Source organism: Glutamicibacter sp. 363 (assembly GCF_052379505.1).
Lineage (GTDB): Bacteria > Actinomycetota > Actinomycetes > Actinomycetales > Micrococcaceae > Glutamicibacter.
In genome coordinates, this window is record NZ_JBQSYR010000001.1 from 271,557 (window position 1) to 291,233 (window position 19,677).

Here is a 19,677-nt window from a genome sequence, read left to right on the forward strand (position 1 = left end):
CCCACTTGCCGCCACGTCGTGGACGTGGCGTACTCCTTAGAGGATTCCCAGATACTTGTTGAGCTCGTAGGGCGTGATGACCTGACGGTATTCTTCCCACTCGGCTCGTTTATTTGCCAAGAAGGAGTTGAAAACCTGTTCGCCAAGCACCTCTGCCATCAGCTCGGATTCTTCCATGGACTTCAGCGCATCGTGCAGCGTGCCAGGCAGCGGGACGTGGCCCGAGGCGCGGCGTTCTGCGGTGGACAGTGCCCAGACGTCGTCCTCGGTCGGCTCCTCCAGTTCGTATCCCTCACGGATGCCCTTCAGCCCGGCGCCAAGCAGGGTTGCGTAGGCCAGGTAGGGGTTCGCGGCGGAATCGATGCCGCGGTATTCCACGCGGGCGCTCTGACCCTTGCCTGGTTTGTACAGCGGCACGCGGACCAAAGCGGAACGGTTGTTGTGGCCCCACGAACGGTAGCTTGGAGCTTCACCGCCGCCCCAGAGCCGCTTGTAGGAATTCACGTACTGGTTGGTGATCGCGGTCATCTCGGGAGCATGGTGCAAAATGCCGGCGATGAATGAACGAGCTACGTCGGAGAGCTGGTACTCGCGGCCGGCCTCGAAAAATGCATTCGCGTCGCCCTCGAACAACGAGAAGTGCGTGTGCATTCCGCTGCCTGGCTGGTCCGCAAACGGCTTGGGCATGAAGGTGGCGTGGATGCCCTTCTGCATGGCCATTTCCTTGATGACGGTGCGGAAGGTCATGATGTTGTCGGCGGTCTGCAGTGCATCTGCATAGCGCAGATCAATTTCGTTCTGCCCTGGCCCGGTCTCGTGGTGCGAGAACTCGACCGAAATTCCCAAGGCTTCCAAGGTAGTCACCGAGGCGCGACGGAAATCTTGGCCCACGCCATCGGGCACGTGGTCGAAGTAGCCGCCATTGTCTATCGGCTGCGGGCGGCCCTGCTCATCGAGCTTGCTGTTCTCCAGCAGATAGAACTCGATCTCCGGGTGCGTGTAGCAGGTGAATCCCATGTCGGCCGCTTCGGTCAGCTGGCGCTTGAGCACCTGGCGGGGATCCGCGCTGGAAGGCTGGCCTTCGGGGGTGAGGATGTCGCAGAACATGCGGCTGGTGGGTTCGACTTCACCACGCCACGGCAAAATCTGGAAGGTCGCCGGATCCGGCTGCAGCAGCATATCTGATTCCGAGATGCGCGACAGCCCGTCGATCGAGGAGCCGTCAAAACCCAGGCCCTCTTCGAAGGCGTCTTCAACTTCGGCCGGGGCCAACGCTACAGACTTCAAGGAACCGACTACGTCGGTAAACCACATACGCACGAACCGAACGTCACGTTCTTCAATGGTGCGCAGCACGAATTCCTGCTGACGATCCATAATTCACCGCCTCAAAATCTTTGATTCCCGCACTGATCACAGCCGGGAGTTAAACAACCTGAAGCAAGACTATACGTTTTGGGCCTCAATCTCTGCCACGCACCGCTGGGTGCAAGTGCGATAAGGTTTTTCTATGCCCCAACCATATCTTTCCGACCCTGACAAAGGCCCTTCCCGCATTCGGGTTCACCATTTACAGCAGGCAAAAGAGCATGGCGAAAAATTCGCCATGTTAACCGCATATGACGTCATGATGGCCGAGATCTTCGACCAAGCAGGCATCGAGCTGCTCCTCGTAGGCGACTCAGCGGCCAACACCGTGGTTGGCTACGACTCCACCTTGCCTATTACCGTGGACGAAATGATCGTCTTCACCAAGGCCGTCGCCAATGGTGCCAAGCGCGCTCTGGTCGTAGCCGATCTTCCATTTGGTTCCTACGAGCAGTCCCCGCAGCAAGCGGTAGCCACCGCGGTTCGGCTCATGAAGGAGGGCGGCGCCCAGGCCGTGAAGGTTGAAGGGGGCCATCAGTTCGCCGAACATGTTCAAGCGATGGTGCTTGCCGGAGTTCCGGTCATCGGACATATCGGATTCACCCCGCAATCCGAGCATGCCCTGGGCGGCTACCGTGTTCAAGGACGCGGAGACGGCGCCGCGGAGATGATCTCGGATGCCCAGGCGCTAGAGCGTGCCGGCGCTTTTGCGGTCCTCATGGAAATGGTGCCTAGCCCTGTGGCGGCCAAGGTCGATGCGGCTCTGCGGGTGCCAACCATTGGCATCGGCGCAGGAAACGGGACCACCGGACAGGTCCTTGTCTGGCAGGACCTCCTGGGGCTGGGGGCTCACCGCACCCCGCGATTCGTGAAGCAGTACGCCGATCTTCGCTCGGTGATTTCCGCCGCCGTCGGCGAATACCACCGGGACGTCGTGAGCGGCGCATTCCCCTCGGCCGAGTACGAGTTCAAGGACTAGCAAGTTCCACGGCCGTCACACTGGACCCGGGTGCAAGGAATCAATTTCCCTCGCACCCGGGTCCAGTTCGTTATTCGTCTTCTTCGTCTTCGGCATCCCAGGCTTCGTTGCGGGCCTGCACCTTGGACATCGCGTTGCGTGCCGCATCCTCGGTATCGTAGGGGCCGAGAAGCTGGGTCCAGTCGGACTGCGGTCCCTTCTCGATGCCGCCGGTCGATACGTTGTACCAATATTTGCCTTCACCGGGGGTGGCGCTCTGGCTCACGGTCAGCTCCTAGGTTCGATTGCTGTTGCTGACTCCACGCTAGCTCAATCTCACGCATATCGGTGGCTTCAGAAAAGCGATGTTGGGCTAGCTGCGTAGTTAGAGTGTTTATATGGCTACTGTTGCAACTGCACCACTTGGAACCCTGACCCCTGGCACGATCTCACCGGAGCTCTTCGTCCCGGCGCATATCGAACGACCCGAATATGTGGGCAAGAAGGAACCGGCGAAAAGCACGGCCTCGGAAGTTAAAAGTCCTGAAGTGATCGAGCGAATCCGCATTGCCTCACGTATCGCGGCCCAAGCGTTGGCCGAAGTTGGCAAGGCCTGCCAGCCGGGCGTGACCACAGATGCGCTTGATCGTCTGGGACACGAATTCTTGATGGATCACAACGCCTACCCATCTACTCTCGGCTATCGGGAATTCCCCAAATCGCTCTGTTCCTCGCTCAATGAAGTCATCTGCCACGGCATCCCGGACAGCACCGTGTTGCAGGATGGCGACATCATCAACATCGATATCACCGCGTACATCGGCGGGGTGCACGGGGATAACAATGCAACGTTCCTCGTGGGCGACGTTGACGAAGAATCCCGGCTCTTGGTGGAACGCACCGAAATGTCCTTGAAGCGGGCGATCAAGGCCGTGATGCCGGGGCGTGAGATCAACGTCATCGGGCGCATCATCGAAAGCTACGCCAAGCGCTTTGGCTATGGCGTGGTCCGTGATTTCACCGGCCACGGGGTCGGCGAGGCATTCCACACCGGGCTGATCATTCCGCACTACGATGCGGCACCGGCCTACGATACCTTGATCGAGCCGGGCATGGTCTTCACCATCGAGCCGATGCTGACCCTGGGCACCATTGAGTGGGATATGTGGGCCGATGACTGGACGGTGACCACGCGCGATAAGAAGCGCACCGCGCAGTTCGAGCACACCCTGCTGGTCACCAACGACGGCGCCGAGATTCTCACCCTTCCGTAGCTGCTCGAGTCCTCGATTTCCGGCAAGCAACAAGGCCGGGCCCCGAACCGTCATGGTTCGGAGCCCGGCCTTGAAACTATCTGCCTACGGCTGGGAAGCGCTGGCCCTTAGTCTGCGGTTAGCGGACGCTGGTTTCCCTGCGGGGTCTTGGCCCGGCGGTCGCGCAGCTTCGCGATCGCGGTTTCGAAATCCGTGAGCGACTGGAAATTGTGATAAACGCTAGCGAAACGCAAATAGGCGACTTCGTCCAGGCGCGACAGCGGCTCGAGAATCGCCAGCCCAACTTGATGGGCCGGGATTTCTGCGGCCCCGGAAGTCCGGACCGCTTCCTCAACCTCTTGAGCCAGGATGGCCAGATCGTGATCGGTCACGGGGCGGCCTTGGCAGGCCTTGCGCACACCGTTGATGACCTTGTGGCGCGAGAACGGCTCCACTGCGCCGGACTGCTTCAAAACGCTCAGCGAAGCGGTTTCCGTGGTGGTGAAACGGCGCGAACACTCGGTGCATTGACGACGGCGTCGAATGGACACGCCGTCATCGGCGACTCGGCTATCGACCACACGCGAATCTGCGTTGCGACAATAAGGGCAATTCATGGCACCTCCAACTTTTTGCGACCGTGGTGTCTACCGAGGCCTACGGCGTACAGAAATCCACACACGTCACCTAATAGTTTAGCTTCTAAAGCGCCTGACGGACCGCGACTGCATCGCCGTGCGCTGGAAGGTCCTCTGCATTGGCCAGATTGATCACGTGAGCGGCTACCTCAGCGAGCGCTTGCTTGTCATAGTCGATCACCTGTATGGCCTTCAAGAAGGTGTTCACATTCAGGCCCGAGGCGTGCAGGGCGGTACCGCTGGTAGGAAGCACGTGGTTTGAACCCGCGCAGTAGTCTCCCAGCGACACCGGGGCGTATTCGCCCACGAAGATCGCCCCGGCGGCATTGATCCGCGCGGCGACCTCGGCAGCGTTTTGGGTCAGCACCTCGAGGTGTTCGGCCGCATACGCATTGCATACTTCGATCCCCTGCTCCAGGTCATCGACCAGGATGATCGCCGATTGCGTACCTGACAAAGCCTGCTGCACGCGTTCTGTGTGTTTTGTTGCGGCCACCTGTGTGGCAAGTTCGGCGCGCACAGCGACAGCTAGCTCCGGGGAATCCGTGACCAGTACGGCCGCCGCATTCGCATCGTGTTCGGCCTGCGAAATCATGTCCGCGGCGACGAAGGCCGCGTTGGCCCGGTGATCGGCGAGGATCGCGATTTCGGTGGGACCGGCTTCCGCATCGATTCCCACTACTCCCTTGACTAGGCGCTTAGCGGTCGCGACGAAAACATTGCCCGGACCTGAGATGACATCTACCGGTTCGATGTCTCCACGCTGGTCCCCGGGGACTTCGACGCCGTAGGCGAAGGCCGCGACGGCTTGCGCACCACCCATGGCGTGCACCTCGGTAATGCCCAGCAGCTTCGCCGCGGCGAGGATGGTCGGGTGCGGCAGTCCTCCGAAGTCCTGCTGCGGAGGGCTGGCCAACGCCAGCGAAGTGACGCCAGCGGCCTGCGCGGGAACGGTGTTCATGATGACCGAGGACGGGTAGACGGCCAATCCTCCGGGAACATAAAGCCCGACGCGGCGCACCGGCACCCAGCGCTGGGTCACAGTGCCGCCGTGGCCATAAGCCACACTTGCTTCCTGCGGCAGCTGCGCTGCGGCGAAGACTCGCGCGCGGCTGATCGATTCTTCCAGAGCCAGCCGGACCTGCGGATCTAGCTCGTCCAGGGCGCGATCGAGTTCGCTCTGCGGTACCCGGGTATGCTCCAGATCAACCTTGTCGAATCGCTTCGCGAGGTCCTTCAACGTTTCCATGCCATGCTCGCGCACATCCTCGATGATCTGCTGGACCACCTCGGCGGCGGTCTGCGAGTTCACTTCAGGTCGCGGCAGTTTGGCCTTGAGCTGAGCACGGTTGAGTTTTGCTCCACGCCAGTCGATGGTCGCGAGTTCGGAAAAGACTGTATCTGGGTTTGAAGTCACGATCCTAGTTTAACGCCTCTGGCCGGGTTAGGTTTCCTTTGGTTACCCAACCCGGTCATAAGCCCCGGGAACTTGCTAGACGTCCAAGCAGGCTGGGCCGAGCAATACCTTGAGGTCTCCGAACAATGCGGGGTTCGGATTGACCCTGAAGTTCATCCCCAGCCGCATCAACGAGGTTCCACGGCTACCGGTGAGTTTCACCCGCACCTCGGTATTGCCGTTGTGGGTACGCAGCACGTCACCGAGCTTTTGAATCAGCGACTCGGTGGCCTTATGCGTCGGAATGCCGATGACCACCGGTCCTGTGCCAGAGGCATCCGAGAGTTCCGGAATCATCATTTCTTGGGCGTTGAGCGTAATCGAACCATCATCGCGGCGCTGCACGCGGCCCTTGATGACCACGATCAGGTCATCGGCCAGAATCTCGGCGATCGGCTGATAGGCCTGCCCGAAGAACATGACTTCCATGGAGCCCGAGAGGTCTTCGATCTCACAGCGCGCGTAGGGATTACCGGATTTCTTGGCAATGCGCCGCTGCAGGCCGCTGATCATGCCTGCAATCGAAATGACGTGCCCATCGGAGGGCCCTTCATCCGAAAGCACGCTGGTGACCGGCATATCCGCATACTGGTCCAGGGCAGAGCCCAGACCCTGCAAGGGGTGGTCCGAGACGTAGAGGCCGAGCATATCGCGTTCGTAAGCGAGCTTTTCCTTCTTCTCCCAGTCGGGAAGGTCGGGGACGGCCACCGTCATCGCGTCCGAAACATCGGAGGTATCCAGCGCGCTGAACAGATCAAACTGGTTCGCGGCCTCATTGCGCTTAAGCTGGATGACCGAGTCCACGGCTTCTTCGTGGATAGCCACCAGCGCGCGGCGCGGGTGCTTCATCGAATCGAAGGCTCCGGCCTTGATCAAGGATTCGATTGTGCGCTTGTTGCACACTACCGCAGGCACCTTGCTCAGGAAGTCGCTGAAGTCCCGGTAGGCCCCCTTTTCGGTGCGCGCTTCGACCATGCCTGCCACGGCGTTGGCGCCGACGTTTCGGATGGCGCCCATGCCGAAGCGGATGTCCTTGCCCACAGGGGTAAAGTTCAAGGCCGATTCGTTGACATCCGGTGGCAGTACGGTAATACCGATGTGGCGGCATTCGTTCAGGTACAGCGCGAGCTTGTCCTTGTCGTCACCGACGCTGGTGAGCAAGGCGGCCATGTATTCGGCCGGGTAATGAGCCTTGAGGTAGGCGGTCCAGTAAGAGACCACACCGTAGGCCGCCGAGTGGGCCTTATTAAAGGCATAGTCGGAGAAGGGCAGCAGAATATCCCACAGGGTTTTCACCGCGGCGTCGGAATAGCCGCTGTCGTTCATGCCCTTTTTGAAGCCCGCAAACTGCTTATCCAGTTCGGATTTCTTCTTCTTGCCCATGGCGCGGCGCAGAATATCTGCTTGACCCAGCGAGTAGCCGGCCAGTTTCTGCGCGATCGCCATAACCTGCTCCTGATACACGATCAGGCCGTAGGTCCCGCCGAGAATATCCGCAAGCGGTTCTTCGAGTTCCGGGTGGATCGGAGTGACGTCCTGCAGCCCGGTCTTGCGCAACGCATAATTGGTGTGCGAGTTCGCGCCCATTGGACCTGGGCGGTACAGGGCGATAACTGCCGAAATGTCTTCGAAGTTATCCGGACGCATCATTTTCAGCAGCGAACGCATCGGGCCACCGTCGAGCTGGAACACCCCGAGGGTGTCACCGCGGGCCAGCAGCTGGTAGGCCGCGGGATCTTCCAGGGTCAAGACCTCGAGGTCGATCTCGTTCCCGGTGTTGTACTGGATGTTCTCCAGCGCGTCGGAAATGATGGTGAGGTTGCGCAACCCCAGGAAGTCCATCTTGATCAATCCCAAACCTTCGCAGGTCGGGTAGTCGAACTGCGTGATGACTTGGCCATCCTGAAAACGGCGCATAATCGGGATCACGTCGATAATCGGATCCGAGCTCATGATGACGCCGGCGGCGTGTACCCCCCACTGGCGCTTCAGCCCTTCCAGGCCCTTCGCGGTCTCGAAGACTCGCGCGGCTTCCGGGTCATTCGCCACCAGGTTGCGGAAGTCCCCGGCTTCGGAATAGCGCTTCGAATCCGGATTCTCAATGTCGTTGAGCGGAATGTCCTTGGCCATCACTGCCGGGGGCAGTGCCTTAGTCAAGGTTTCACCCATGCTGAATGGGTAGCCAAGCACGCGTGAGGAGTCTTTCAACGCTTGTTTGGTCTTGATCGAACCATAGGTCACGATCATGGAGACACGTTCATCGCCATACTTTTCGGTCACGTATTTGATGACCTCCGCGCGGCGACGATCATCGAAGTCGACGTCGAAGTCGGGCATGGACACACGTTCCGGGTTCAGGAAGCGTTCGAAGATCAGCCCGTGCACCAGCGGGTCGAGGTCGGTAATACGCATGGCATAGGCAACCATGGAACCGGCACCAGAGCCACGGCCCGGACCGACACGGATGCCGTTGTCCTTGGACCAGTTGATGAAGTCCGCCACGACGAGGAAGTAGCCAGGAAAGCCCATCTTGATGATGACGTCCAGCTCGTAGTCCGCCTGTCGGCGCGAAGCGTCCGGAACGCCGTTGGGATACCTGTAGTGCATCCCCTTGTCGACTTCCTTGATCAGCCAGCTGGTCTCATCTTCTCCCGGCGGACAAGGGAACTTCGGCATGTAGTTCGCGTTGGTGTCAAAGGTGAGATCAACGCGATCTGCGATTTCAAGGGTGTTGTCGCAGGCTTCTGGATGTTCCTTGAACAGCTCACGCATTTCGCGCGCGCTCTTGAGATAGTAGCCGGAACCGGAGAATGCGAAGCGGCTGCCACCCTGGTCATAGGTCGGTTCATCGAGCGTGGAACCCGAGTTGATGGCAAGGAGCGCCTCGTGCGCTTTCGAATCAGCTTCATGGGTGTAGTGCAGGTCGTTGGTCGCCACCAAGGGGATGTTTAGCTCGCGGGCCAGGCGCAACAGGTCCTTGGTGATCCTGCGTTCAATCTCCAGACCGTGGTCCATGATCTCGCAGTAGTAGTTTTCCTTGCCGAACAGATCCTGGAGCTCCGCCGCGGCAGCCTTGGCCGCATCGTATTGCCCGAGACGAAGCTTGGTCTGCACCTCCCCGGAGGGGCAACCGGTGGTCGCGATCAGGCCCTCGGAATGCTCGTTGAGCAGTTCGCGGTCCCAGCGCGGGTACTTGCCGAACACTGAATCCAATGAGGCTCTGGAGGAACCCTTGAACAGGTTGTCCATACCCTTGTTGTTATAGGACAGCAAGGTCATGTGGTTGTACAGGCCACCGCCGGAAACGTCGTCGCCTTTTTGCGATTCATCGGTACGCCATTTCACACGGGTCTTGTCATTTCGGGCCGTGCCCGGGGTGACGTAGGCTTCTACGCCGATGATTGGCTTGACGCCAGCGTCGGTAGCCCGTTTCCAGAAATCGAAGGCGCCAAAGAGGTATCCATGGTCGGTGATGGCCATGGCTTCCATGCCTTGCCGGTTGGCTTCTTCAAATAGCTCGCCTAGCCGGGCTGCTCCGTCCAGCATGGAGTATTCGGTATGGGTATGCAGATGGACAAATCCGTCACGTGTCGCGCTCACTGAACCAGTCTAGCGATTCACGCAACGAATTTCGTCCACTGCCCCACCCGCTGTGGGAGCTCTCATAGCAAGCACCGAGGGAACTAGTAAGTTCCTTCGCGCAGTAGCTCCAATGCACCCGACAGATCGTGCGGATATTCGCTTTCGTACTCGACCCATTGATCGGTGACCGGATGGTTGAATCCTAGACGCTTGGCATGTAGCCATTGGCGGGTCAGCCCCAGGGCGGCACTGAACTTCGGGTCCGCACCATAGGTTTGGTCGCCGACGCAGGGGTGGCCGAAGGCTGAGAAGTGCACGCGGATCTGGTGGGTTCGACCGGTTTCCAATTGCACTTCGACCAAACTTGCCCGTCCGAAGGCTTCGAGCATTTCGTAATGGGTCACCGAATCGCGCCCGCCTTCGAGTACCGCGAACTTCCAGTCGTGTCCCGGGTGGCGGCCGATGGGCGCGTCGATGGTTCCTTCAAGAGGATCCGGCAATCCCTGGACCACCGCGTGGTAGACCTTCTTCGGAGTACGTTCCTTGAAGGCACGCTTGAGCGCGGTATAGGCGCGTTCGGACTTGGCCACCACCATCAGGCCGCTGGTTCCGACGTCGAGCCGGTGCACGATGCCCTGGCGTTCCGACGCACCTGAGGTTGAGATGTTATATCCCTCGGCCATCAGCGCACCGACCACGGTCGGTCCGACCCAACCCGGCGAAGGATGCGCCGCGACGCCTACCGGCTTATCGATGACCACATAGTCATCTTCGTCGGCAATAATCTTCAGATCTTCCACGGCAATTACTCTGATTTCTAATGGATCGGCCTGGGGTGGGATGGTCACTTGCAGCCTGTCCCCCGCTTGGAGTTTGAGCGGCTTGGTGACAATCCGTCCGTTGACTTCAACCATCGAATCCTTGCACAGGGATTTGGCCAGGGTGCGCGGGATTTCCAAGGTCTTGGAGATGTGGACGTCCAGACGTTGCCCGGCATCCTCTGGGGCGACGACTAGTGCGTGGTTCTCGGTGGTGTCGGTACCGCTCATGCTGTGGGCTCCGTGCCTTCGTCGTCCCCGTCGTTTATTTTCTTAGTCGGCGCATCGCCGATGGTGCCATCCAAATTCCTTCCGCGGATCAGCATCAGCGCAACCACGATCATCGAGCAGACGATAAACGAGTCGGCGACGTTGAAGATGGCAAAGTTTTGGACGGAGAACATGTCAACTACATGCCCGAAGCCAAAGGCCGGCTCGCGGAAGATTCGGTCGGCCAGGTTTCCCGCGACCCCGCCAAGCAGACATCCCAGGATGATCGCCCAGGAGCGTACCGCGACCTTGCGCAGCAGCAGATAGATCACGTAGACCACGACCGCCGCTTGCAAGATGGCAAAGACGATGGTGAAGTCTTCGCCCATGGAGAAGGCGGCCCCGGGATTGAGAATGTAATGGATATCCAAGAAATTCGGGATGACCACGAAGGATTCGCCGAGTTCCATATTTCTCTCCACGAGAATTTTGACCGCTTGGTCCAGGACCAATGCGATCAGGGCGATGACCAGCCCTATGCCGGTGAAGCGCTTGGCCGCAGCAGCACTTCTCGGTTGTGAAGCACTCACACTATTACCCATTAATTCCCTTTAAACATCAACGGTGGCGCCGGACAAACCCGAGCACCACCGTCAACTGTACTTATATTTAGTTCAAGCCATCAAACCCGTAAGGGACTAGTTGGACTTGGTTGCGTTATCGATGGATCCCTGCGACTCAAGGTCGCGGAGCTGTCCTTCGATGTAAGTCTTCAGACGTGCACGGTAGTCACGCTCGAAGCCACGCAGCTGCTCAAGCTTGCGCTCAAGTACGGACTTCTGCTGTTCCAGTGCGGAGAGAGTCTTGCGGCTCTTCTCTTCTGCAGAGGTAACCAGCGAGTTCGCTTCGGTCTTAGCTTCCGAGATGATCTTGTCACGCTGCTCAACACCGGAGGCAACGTATTCATCGTGCAGTCGCTGTGCCATCGAAAGCACGTTGGCTGCAGATTCTGCGGATTCGGTGCGAGGAGCGGCAGCAGGAACGGCGTTGGCTCCAGGAGCCGCGTCCTTCTTGTCCTCGACCTTGGCTGCAGCAACCGGAGCTTCGGCCTTCTTGGCCTCGGCTACTGGTGCAGCGGCTGGGGTCTCGACCTTCTTTGGCTCTTCCGGCTTGGTTTCAGCCTTCTTTTCTTCAGCTGGTTTCGCAGCTGGAGCGGCGGCCACGGGAGCTGGAACGGACTGTTCCTTGGCCGAGACGCTGGTGTCCCCGCCTTGCGCTGCCAAGCGGCTGCGCAGCTCTTCGTTCTCACCGGTCAGGCGACGCAGCTCCACAACGATCTCGTCGAGGAAGTCATCTACCTCGTCTTGGTCGTAGCCTTCACGGAACTTGGTCGGCTGAAACCGCTTATTGACTACGTCTTCTGGCGTCAAAGCCATTGGGTCACCTCAATACTGGGATCATTTCCGCTCGACCGTTGATGTCTAGCGAAACACTTACCGTTCATTCAGTGTCGCGACCGGTGAAGTCGGAGCACTATTTCCTAAAGGATATAACGATTCGGACACTAATTACGAAACCGAACTGCCGGGACAGCTCTTTTTCTATTGAATTTTACAGTTTAGGACTCTGCCAGATCCTCGTATTCTTCTACGAAATACCTGCTCAGATCCCTGTACTGTAACCTACGCCACTAATGATCGATTTGACAATCATTACGACGATAAACAGGATCAAAAATGACAAGTCAAGCCGGATTCCACCGATATCCAATGGCTTAATCCTGCGTCTCAACCAACGCAGCGGCGGGTCGGTAATCGTGACGATTGCAGTTGCAGCCACTAGCGCGATCCCTTTCGGTCGCCAATGCCGTGCAAAACTTTCAGTTATGTCCAACACAATTCGCATTATTAGCAGAATCTGCAAGACAGCTAGCAGGAAATAAATAATCCCGAACACCATGTTTACGCGCTCGCTCCTGCAGCTTAACTCTGGTTGAAGAAAGTCGCCTGGGCTTCGGACTGTTTACGGTCTTCACCCAGTACTTCCACAGTGGCCGGGGAGAGCAGAAATACTTTATTCGTGACTCGCTCGATGGAGCCGTGGAGTGCGAAAACTAGGCCAGCCGAGAAATCGACTAGGCGCTTAGCATCGGTTTCTCCCATATCGGTGACATTCATAATCACCGGGATTCCGTCACGGAAGTTCTCACCGATGATTTTGGCATCGTTGTAAGAACGCGGGTGAACGGTAGTAATTTGACGCAATTCGGAATCCTCATCCCGTACTGAAGGGGCACGCTTAATCGGTGTGACCGGAGCACGGTATTCGCTCTCTGGTTCTTTGGCTACGGAATGCGGGGCAACCGGCTTGACTACCGGCTGCGGGCGCGGGGCTTCGGAAGGACGCTGCGGGGCAGCATCTTCTACGGCCCGCACCTGGGTCCTAGGTTCTGAGTTGTCCATTTCGGCCTCGCTCTGCTCGACAGCATCCGCCAAGCCAAGATAGACCATTGCCTTACGTAGTCCGTCAGCCACGATATTTCTCCTCAGTTGTCCCGTGCATGCACGCGCAGGTGCATGATTCCGCTACTCTGACGCTACCGCACGGCAATCGACAGGCATCGCTCATTCGAATTTTTTTGCGCGGTGTGTCGCGCAAGCCTAGGTTTTCGGCCATATCAGGCCAGCCAATCGACCCGCTTGAGGAGTTCTTCGATAGGAGAAGAATCTCTCATCCTCCAAGGTGCAAATTCTGCTTTGCTGCACCTGAACGCCTAGTGCCGAGAGCTCTTGCTCGGCCGAAACCGGTAGATCGAGCGCGGGGGTCCCCCAGCTGGTGCTGGTTCGTATGCCCGGTCGCGCTAGCTCGGATTCGGCTGCCATGGCTTCCGGGACTTCATAGCAGCGCCCGCAGATCGCCGGACCGATGACGGCCTCAACCGATTCTGCGCCCAATCCATGCAGTTCATCGACGGTATGCGCCAGAATCCCGCCCAGTAGCCCCCGACGACCGGCGTGGGCCGCGGCGGTGAAAGTCCGAGCATTGTGCGTGTCTCGTGCCACAAAAAGGACCGGCAGGCAATCGGCCACCAGGACGGCGAGGGCTTCGCGCCCGGTAGGGTCGATGAGCGCATCGCAGGTCGGCGCCTCGGGTTCATTCCATGAGGTGCGCTGCACTGGGGCAATATGCACCGCCACTGTGGAATGGATTTGGTTCATGAAGTGCAATGAAAAACGACGAACCCCGATCGAGTCTTCCAGCTTGGCCCGATGCTCCCCCACTAAGTGGGGGTCATCATTTACATGCAAGGCCAGGTTTCCCTCGGCTTGCGTGGTAAATGCCAGTTGGATACTCGAATCGAGGTTCGACGCGAAATGTAGCACTGCTCAGCTTGTCGCTGTTTTTACTTTAGGAAGTCCGGAACGTCCAGGTCATCGTTCGAACCGTTAAGGTCCGAGTCGACAACGTCTGGAAGATCCTGGAAGGAGTTGTCCTGCTCCGCTGCCGCTGGCTTTGCTTCTGGAGCAGCGGCCGCCGGAGCTGGTGTTGCTTCAGGGGCCACCGCAGCTGGAACAGGCTGCTGCTCTTGTGCTTGACGGCTGGCCGCTGGCTTCGAAGCCAGCGGAGCCATCGGCTTGCTGGTTACATCTGGCTCGTCAAAGCCGGCAGCAATCACCGTAACTCGAGCTTCGTCACCCAAAGCGTCGTCGATGACGGCACCGAAAATGATATTGGCTTCTGGGTGCGCGACTTCCTGAACCAGACGAGCTGCCTCGTTGATCTCAAACAAACCGAGATCCGAGCCACCCTGAATGGAGAGCAGGACGCCATGCGCACCGTCAATGGATGCTTCCAGCAACGGCGAAGCGATTGCTAGCTCTGCGGCCTTGACCGCACGATCCTCGCCACGTGCTGAACCGATACCCATAAGTGCCGAGCCGGCACCCTGCATAACGGACTTCACGTCGGCGAAGTCGAGGTTGATCAGACCCGAGGTGGTGATCAAGTCGGTGATGCCCTGAACACCGGAAAGCAGTACCTGGTCTGCTTGGCGGAATGCGTCCAGAACGGAAACGTTGCGGTCCGAGATGGACAGCAGTCGGTCGTTCGGGATGACGATCAGAGTATCGACTTCGTCGCGTAGTGCTTCGATGCCATTTTCGGCCGAGTTCGCGCGGCGGCGACCTTCGAAGGTGAATGGGCGGGTGACGACACCGATGGTCAGAGCGCCCAATCCGCGGGCGATTCGTGCCACGACGGGCGCGCCACCGGTACCGGTGCCACCGCCTTCACCGGCGGTCACGAAGACCATGTCGGCGCCGCGTAGGACGTCTTCGATCTCTTCAACGTGGTCTTCGGCTGCCTGGCGTCCCACATCAGGGTTCGCGCCAGCGCCGAGGCCGCGAGTAAGTTCGCGTCCTACGTCGAGCTTAACGTCGGCATCACTCATGAGTAGAGCCTGCGCATCGGTATTGATGGCGATGAATTCAACGCCCTTGAGACCGACTTCGATCATTCGATTGACTGCGTTTACACCGCCACCGCCGATTCCGACGACTTTAATGACCGCGAGGTAATTCTGTGGAGCTGCCACGTCCCGCTTCCCTTGTTAGATGTGCTACATATTTCACGATTCATGCGCGAAACCTTGACCTTTTGCCTTAAGGTTAAGTTTCTGTCAAGCTATCGCTATTAAGAACGCTATGAGCCATGCTGGCTTTCTGCAACGACCGCCGTGGCGTGTCGCCTATTGAAACCTATCTTTCCAGAATTTACCTTGAGAATGTTCATCCCTCGCCCGTGGCGAACGACTTAATACGTCACCGGGTTTTCTGGATTGGTCACGTCGATGACCTTGGCCATCTTCGGATTTTCATTTAGTTCGTCGAGGAAAATCTTCGCAACTTCATTTTTAAGTGCGGCCTTCCCTCCGTCTCCCCAGATCAGAGTTCGCTTCTTCGGCAAGGCGAGTTCCATGAAACCGGCCTGGGTCAGCGTAGCGGTGGAGACCTGCTTGAGCACGTTGGGCTCCACCGTGCTCAGGATCCCGGTCAGCAGCTGAAACTGCTCCGGGTCTTTGGTTTGATCCGAGGCCTTCACCCGAGGAAGTTTGGTTTTGTCCTTCTCTCCGACTTTTTTCAGCTTCTCTCCGGTAGACGAGACGATATAGGAATTTTTCCCCTCCTCCAGGATCGCCACAGGCACGGCCTCGACCACTTCGACGACTAGCGTGTCGGGCATTTTTGCACGCACCACAATCTCGTCCACGGCTGGCTGATCGCCGATAAGCTCTACGACACGCGATTCGGAGATCCGCGGCAGCGGCACTCCTTCCAGCGGCGCCAACGCTTCGAGCAGCTTCTGCTCGCTGACCAGTTTGCTTCCGGTCACCTCAATTTTCTTCGCGGCAAGCAGCGGCGAAAAACTGAGAATCAATACCGCCGCGATGCTCAGCGCCACAATGCTTGCGGCGATGATAATGAGCAGCTTGCGTCGTTTCTTCTCCGGGCTGGCTGGCAGCTCGACAACCTTGGTGTTTTCCCCCATAGTGGCTCCCAGCTTTATTCGCAGGACAGTGCCGCGACGATTTGCGAACCAAGTTCGGTCACATCTCCGGCACCAATGGTCATCACGACATCTCCGGGTTCGGCATACTCGACCACGTGGGCCACCGCCGCCACCGGGCTGAGCACCTCGCTTGGCACTTCGATCCGCTCGGCGATCAGCGCGCTGGTGACTCCGGGGATCGGCTCTTCACGTGCCGGGTAGATCTCCAGAACGCGCACGCTGTCGGCCAACGACAAGGCTTGGGCGAACTGGCGGTAGAACTCTTGGGTTCGGCTGAAAAGATGCGGTTGGAACACCACATGCAGCTTGCCGTCCCCGGCCACCGCGCGTCCTGCCTTCAAGGCGGCATTTACTTCGGTGGGATGGTGGGCGTAGTCATCATAGACACGCACGCCTTCGGCTTCGCCTTTGAACTCGAAACGGCGCGCTGCACCTGCAAAACTGGCCAAAGCCTCAAGCGCATCGGCGATTTCAAGCCCGGCATCCATGCCTACCGCCAGGGCTGCGGCAGCGTTAAGCAGATTGTGCTGGCCAGGCACCGCAAGGTTCAGCGTATGGCTCTCACCGCTGCCCCATTCGATGGTGCACACGAAACGCCCGTCGTCCAGCGCGCGCGCATCGCTGAGCCGACGGTCAGCGTGATCGGCGAAACCGTAGGTCTGGATCCGCAGTTCGGGACGTTCATGGCGCATCTTGCGAGCCAGGCCGTTGGCGCCTTCATCATCTGCACAGCAGATGAGCAGACCATCCGCGGGCAGCAACCGAGCGAAATCTACAAAGGCCTGGTGCACGGCTTCCGCCGTACCATAGTGATCGAGGTGATCGGCTTCGACGTTGGTGACCACAATGACATTTGGCCGATAATTCAAGAACGATGAATCGGACTCATCCGCCTCGGCGACGAAGATCCCTCCCGCGCCGAGTTCTGCGTTGGTGCCCAGACTTGGAATGTTCGCGCCCACGGCAAAAGACGGGGCTGCCGCTGCGGTCTTCAGCATATGGGCGGTCAACGACGTAGTGGTGGTCTTGCCGTGGGTTCCGGCGATGGTCACCACCTGCTGATGGCCGCGCATGGTCGCTTCGAGCCCCTCGGAGCGGTGCAAGATGCGCAGTCCCCGGCGGAGCGCTTCATCGTATTCGGCGTTCCCGGGCTTGATGATCGAGGAGATCACCACGGTGTCCGCGTCACCTAAGTTCTGTGGGTCATAGCCGACATGAATACGCGCGCCGCGCTCACGCAAGCCGTCGAGAACCGGCAGGTTCTTGGCGTCGGAGCCGGACACCGATACCCCATAGTCCAATAGCAGTCGGGCTACGGCAGATACGCCAACACCGCCAACACCCATCAGATGTACCTTGCCAAGTTCGGCGATGTGCTCGCCTGGCTGCTGTGCCATGTTTAGCCTTTCTGGCCCGACGCTGAACGGCGGGTTGAAACTTCATCGATAATCAGGGCCGCCATCTGTTCGGCGGCGTCTCGCTGCCCCTGGGCCGCGGCGGCCTGCGACATCTGTTCAAGTTTATGCTGATCGGTGACCAGCTTCAGCACCGTGTCGGTGACAAAGTCGGGAGTGAATTCGCCGTCGGAGACCAGCACCGCGCCCCCGGCTGCGACGAGTTCACGCGCATTGAGCTTCTGCTCACCATTGCCGATAGGCAAGGGCACCAGTACCGAAGGGGTGCCCGCCACGGCCAGCTCGCAGACGGTCCCGGCACCCGAACGGCAGATCATCAGATCGGCCGCCGCATAGGCGTAGTCCATGCGTTCCACATATTCGCGCTGCGTATAGCCCTCCTGCGCCAAGAGATTTCCCTGGGCATCGGTGGCCTGCTTTTCCCGGCCGGTAATATGCACCACATGAATCCCGGCGGCCGTCAGCTCATCGAGCGCGGCAATAATCGTGGTGTTCAAGCTCTGCGCTCCGGAGGAACCTCCGGTGACCAGGAGAACCGGAGCTTCATCGGTGAGGCCGAAATACGCGCGTGCTTCCTCGCGCAACGCGTTGCGATCCATCAGCGCAATATTCGAGCGCATCGGCATGCCCACCTGGCGTTCCTTAGGCAACCCGGTATTGGCGAAGGTGGTTCCGACCGCTACCGCGTGTTTGGCACCCAATTTATTGGCCATGCCGGCTACCGAGTTCGCCTCATGGACAAAGGTCGGTATCCCCAGCTGCTTTGCCGCGAGATAGGCTGGTGTGCATACGTAACCTCCCACGCCGAGCAGTGCTTCGGCACCGGTTTCGCGCAGGGTCCGCTTCGCTTGGCTTAGCGCCTTCAGGAATCGGAAAGGGAACTTGAGCAGATCCAGCGAAATACTGCGAGGCATCGGCGCCTTGGGAATCAGCTCCAGCCGGTATCCGGCTTCCGGCACCAGCTTCGTTTCGAGTCCGCCCGGGGATCCCAGCGCGAGGATCTCTGCTTGAAGGTCCCGCTTGCGGACCGCATCAGCGATCGCCAGCATCGGCGAGATATGGCCGGCGGTTCCGCCTCCGGCAACTACCAGACGGATCGGATCACTCATGGCTTTTCTACTCCTTGGGTCCAAGACCGGCTATTAGGCAATAACGTAAGCGAATACTACTTTTTAGGCTTCTTGGCATCCTCGACAAGGGTAGCCAATGCGGCGACCTTTTGGGCGCGAGCAGAACACAGGACAAAACCCATGGCGAGCATTACCGCAAGCATGGCCGAGCCGCCGGAAGAAATGAACGGCAAGGGCACGCCGATGACCGGCAGCAATCCGCTGACGGTGCCGAGGTTGATGAACGTCTGGCCAATGATCCACGAAGATATGCAACCCATGAGCACCTTCGTGTACAGGTCATTTGCGCGCATCGAAATGCGGTACATGGCCAAGGCCAACAGCGCGAACATGCACAGCACGAAGAGCACTCCGACAAAGCCGAACTCTTCACCAAGGATTGAGAAGATAAAGTCGTTCTGAGCTTCCGGAACATACGACCACTTCAACCGTGATTGCCCGGCGCCTACACCGAACCAGCCACCCGATGCGAAGGCATGCAGTCCCATGCTCGACTGGTAGCAGATCCGGTCATCGGGACCGCAGTCGATGTTCAGCCATGCCAGCATGCGGGCACGTCGGTTGCTAGAGGCAAAAACCAAGACCGAGAGCACGATGAAACCCGCGGCGCCGGTCAGGGCCAGCCACTTGATCTTGAGCCCGCCGAGGAATAATGCGGTGGCGATGATCAGGATTAGGATCAGCGCGGTACCCACATCCTTGCCCCACAGCACCAGCAAGAGGATGGCGCCGCCGACGGGAGCGACTACTGGAATGAACAGGTGCTTGTAGTCGTGCAGCATGCCCTGTTTCTTTTCCAGCATGAACGCGGCAAAAACCGCCAACGCCAGCTTGGCGAATTCACTGGGCTGCAGCCCTACGGTAGCGGTGATGCGGATCCAGTTTCGGTTGCCCAAGACCTCATGGCCCAGCGGGGTGAAGGCCACCAGGAAGAGCAGCCCGAACGCGATGATTGCCGCGGGCCAGGCGAGCCGCTTCAAGGACTCTGGTTTGAAAAATTGCATGACGATCATGCACACGATCCCCAACGCGGCGAACATCGCCTGGGAGATCGCCACCTCAAAGCCGTCGTTTCCGCGCGCGATCGCCTCGACCGATGCCGAAGACTGCACCATCAGCACACCGAAAACGGCTAAGGCAATGGAGGTGACGAACACCAGCATGTAGTCAATGGAGGCGGTCCGGGCACTACCGGATTCGATATTGCCGATGAGCCGGGAAATCGGGGAGATTTTAGGCTTTCCGTTCCTGGCTTTTTTGCCACGTGGTGACGCCATATCT

The 19,677-nt window shown here is 58.9% G+C and carries 18 protein-coding genes; 2 read left to right on the forward strand and 16 right to left on the reverse strand.

Going from position 1 to position 19,677, the window contains the following annotated elements; genetic code table 11:
- Nucleotides 1-36 precede the first annotated feature (36 nt).
- Nucleotides 37-1,377 (reverse strand): type I glutamate--ammonia ligase, encoded by a 1,341-nt coding sequence (gene glnA / locus ACT3UA_RS01300; protein ID WP_096286461.1) that lies wholly within the window; start codon nucleotides 1,375-1,377, stop codon nucleotides 37-39.
- Between the two features lie 133 nt (nucleotides 1,378-1,510).
- Here glnA and panB point away from each other — a divergent pair, with 133 nt between their 5' ends.
- On the forward strand, nucleotides 1,511-2,347 hold the full coding sequence (gene panB, locus ACT3UA_RS01305) for a 3-methyl-2-oxobutanoate hydroxymethyltransferase (protein ID WP_096286463.1): 837 nt from the start codon (nucleotides 1,511-1,513) through the stop codon (nucleotides 2,345-2,347).
- A gap of 70 nt (nucleotides 2,348-2,417) precedes the next feature.
- Here the strand turns inward: panB and ACT3UA_RS01310 are convergent, their stop codons facing one another.
- Nucleotides 2,418-2,612 carry a hypothetical protein gene (locus ACT3UA_RS01310; RefSeq protein ID WP_096286465.1) on the reverse strand — a complete coding sequence of 65 codons (195 nt, stop codon included), beginning with the start codon at nucleotides 2,610-2,612 and terminating at the stop codon, nucleotides 2,418-2,420.
- 112 nt (nucleotides 2,613-2,724) lie between these two features.
- On the opposite strand from ACT3UA_RS01310, the gene map reads away from it, so the two are divergent.
- Nucleotides 2,725-3,600 (forward strand): type I methionyl aminopeptidase, encoded by an 876-nt coding sequence (gene map / locus ACT3UA_RS01315; RefSeq protein WP_096286467.1) that lies wholly within the window; start codon nucleotides 2,725-2,727, stop codon nucleotides 3,598-3,600.
- 107 nt (nucleotides 3,601-3,707) lie between these two features.
- Here the strand turns inward: map and nrdR are convergent, their stop codons facing one another.
- The 14 genes from nrdR to ACT3UA_RS01385 form a co-directional block, all read right to left on the reverse strand.
- Complete coding sequence (gene nrdR / locus ACT3UA_RS01320; RefSeq protein WP_096286469.1) at nucleotides 3,708-4,196, reverse strand: transcriptional regulator NrdR; 489 nt, start codon at nucleotides 4,194-4,196, stop codon at nucleotides 3,708-3,710.
- An 85-nt stretch (nucleotides 4,197-4,281) separates the two neighbouring features.
- Nucleotides 4,282-5,634 (reverse strand): histidinol dehydrogenase, encoded by a 1,353-nt coding sequence (gene hisD / locus ACT3UA_RS01325; protein WP_096286471.1) that lies wholly within the window; start codon nucleotides 5,632-5,634, stop codon nucleotides 4,282-4,284.
- Between the two features lie 75 nt (nucleotides 5,635-5,709).
- The gene (dnaE, locus tag ACT3UA_RS01330; RefSeq protein WP_096286473.1) at nucleotides 5,710-9,273 is read right to left on the reverse strand and encodes a DNA polymerase III subunit alpha; all 3,564 of its coding nucleotides are present in this window, start codon (nucleotides 9,271-9,273) and stop codon (nucleotides 5,710-5,712) included.
- Between the two features lie 83 nt (nucleotides 9,274-9,356).
- On the reverse strand, nucleotides 9,357-10,304 hold the full coding sequence (locus ACT3UA_RS01335; protein ID WP_096286475.1) for an RluA family pseudouridine synthase: 948 nt from the start codon (nucleotides 10,302-10,304) through the stop codon (nucleotides 9,357-9,359).
- Complete coding sequence (lspA, locus tag ACT3UA_RS01340) at nucleotides 10,301-10,873, reverse strand: signal peptidase II (RefSeq protein ID WP_255248439.1); 573 nt, start codon at nucleotides 10,871-10,873, stop codon at nucleotides 10,301-10,303. The genes ACT3UA_RS01335 and lspA overlap by 4 nt, the downstream gene beginning before the upstream one ends.
- A 108-nt stretch (nucleotides 10,874-10,981) precedes the next feature.
- Nucleotides 10,982-11,719 carry a DivIVA domain-containing protein gene (locus tag ACT3UA_RS01345; protein WP_096286479.1) on the reverse strand — a complete coding sequence of 246 codons (738 nt, stop codon included), beginning with the start codon at nucleotides 11,717-11,719 and terminating at the stop codon, nucleotides 10,982-10,984.
- Nucleotides 11,720-11,945: 226 nt separating this feature from the next.
- Complete coding sequence (locus ACT3UA_RS01350; RefSeq protein ID WP_096286481.1) at nucleotides 11,946-12,242, reverse strand: YggT family protein; 297 nt, start codon at nucleotides 12,240-12,242, stop codon at nucleotides 11,946-11,948.
- 23 nt (nucleotides 12,243-12,265) lie between these two features.
- Nucleotides 12,266-12,817 (reverse strand): cell division protein SepF, encoded by a 552-nt coding sequence (locus ACT3UA_RS01355; RefSeq protein WP_096286483.1) that lies wholly within the window; start codon nucleotides 12,815-12,817, stop codon nucleotides 12,266-12,268.
- A 126-nt stretch (nucleotides 12,818-12,943) separates the two neighbouring features.
- Nucleotides 12,944-13,666: a polyphenol oxidase family protein gene (locus ACT3UA_RS01360; protein ID WP_096286485.1), complete on the reverse strand. Its 723-nt coding sequence runs from the start codon at nucleotides 13,664-13,666 to the stop codon at nucleotides 12,944-12,946.
- Nucleotides 13,667-13,686: 20 nt separating this feature from the next.
- The gene (gene ftsZ, locus ACT3UA_RS01365) at nucleotides 13,687-14,877 is read right to left on the reverse strand and encodes a cell division protein FtsZ (RefSeq protein WP_096286487.1); all 1,191 of its coding nucleotides are present in this window, start codon (nucleotides 14,875-14,877) and stop codon (nucleotides 13,687-13,689) included.
- A 218-nt stretch (nucleotides 14,878-15,095) separates the two neighbouring features.
- On the reverse strand, nucleotides 15,096-15,830 hold the full coding sequence (locus ACT3UA_RS01370) for a cell division protein FtsQ/DivIB (RefSeq protein WP_096286489.1): 735 nt from the start codon (nucleotides 15,828-15,830) through the stop codon (nucleotides 15,096-15,098).
- A gap of 14 nt (nucleotides 15,831-15,844) precedes the next feature.
- Complete coding sequence (murC, locus tag ACT3UA_RS01375) at nucleotides 15,845-17,248, reverse strand: UDP-N-acetylmuramate--L-alanine ligase (RefSeq protein WP_096286491.1); 1,404 nt, start codon at nucleotides 17,246-17,248, stop codon at nucleotides 15,845-15,847.
- 2 nt (nucleotides 17,249-17,250) lie between these two features.
- Nucleotides 17,251-18,375 carry an undecaprenyldiphospho-muramoylpentapeptide beta-N-acetylglucosaminyltransferase gene (murG, locus tag ACT3UA_RS01380; RefSeq protein WP_096286493.1) on the reverse strand — a complete coding sequence of 375 codons (1,125 nt, stop codon included), beginning with the start codon at nucleotides 18,373-18,375 and terminating at the stop codon, nucleotides 17,251-17,253.
- 56 nt (nucleotides 18,376-18,431) lie between these two features.
- The gene (locus ACT3UA_RS01385) at nucleotides 18,432-19,673 is read right to left on the reverse strand and encodes an FtsW/RodA/SpoVE family cell cycle protein (protein WP_096286495.1); all 1,242 of its coding nucleotides are present in this window, start codon (nucleotides 19,671-19,673) and stop codon (nucleotides 18,432-18,434) included.
- Nucleotides 19,674-19,677: the final 4 nt, after the last annotated feature.

Excerpts from the sequence above, each read along its gene's own strand:
- murG (WP_096286493.1), bottom strand. The coding sequence starts at position 18,375 with ATGAGTGATCCGATCCGTCTGGTAGTTGCCGGAGGCGGAACCGCCGGC.
- ACT3UA_RS01335 (WP_096286475.1), bottom strand. The coding sequence starts at position 10,304 with ATGAGCGGTACCGACACCACCGAGAACCACGCACTAGTCGTCGCCCCA.
- panB (WP_096286463.1), top strand. The coding sequence starts at position 1,511 with ATGCCCCAACCATATCTTTCCGACCCTGACAAAGGCCCTTCCCGCATT.
- ACT3UA_RS01385 (WP_096286495.1), bottom strand. The coding sequence starts at position 19,673 with ATGGCGTCACCACGTGGCAAAAAAGCCAGGAACGGAAAGCCTAAAATC.
- nrdR (WP_096286469.1), bottom strand. The coding sequence starts at position 4,196 with ATGAATTGCCCTTATTGTCGCAACGCAGATTCGCGTGTGGTCGATAGC.
- ACT3UA_RS01345 (WP_096286479.1), bottom strand. The coding sequence starts at position 11,719 with ATGGCTTTGACGCCAGAAGACGTAGTCAATAAGCGGTTTCAGCCGACC.
- ACT3UA_RS01350 (WP_096286481.1), bottom strand. The coding sequence starts at position 12,242 with ATGGTGTTCGGGATTATTTATTTCCTGCTAGCTGTCTTGCAGATTCTG.
- ACT3UA_RS01370 (WP_096286489.1), bottom strand. The coding sequence starts at position 15,830 with ATGGGGGAAAACACCAAGGTTGTCGAGCTGCCAGCCAGCCCGGAGAAG.
- murC (WP_096286491.1), bottom strand. The coding sequence starts at position 17,248 with ATGGCACAGCAGCCAGGCGAGCACATCGCCGAACTTGGCAAGGTACAT.
- map (WP_096286467.1), top strand. The coding sequence starts at position 2,725 with ATGGCTACTGTTGCAACTGCACCACTTGGAACCCTGACCCCTGGCACG.
- glnA (WP_096286461.1), bottom strand. The coding sequence starts at position 1,377 with ATGGATCGTCAGCAGGAATTCGTGCTGCGCACCATTGAAGAACGTGAC.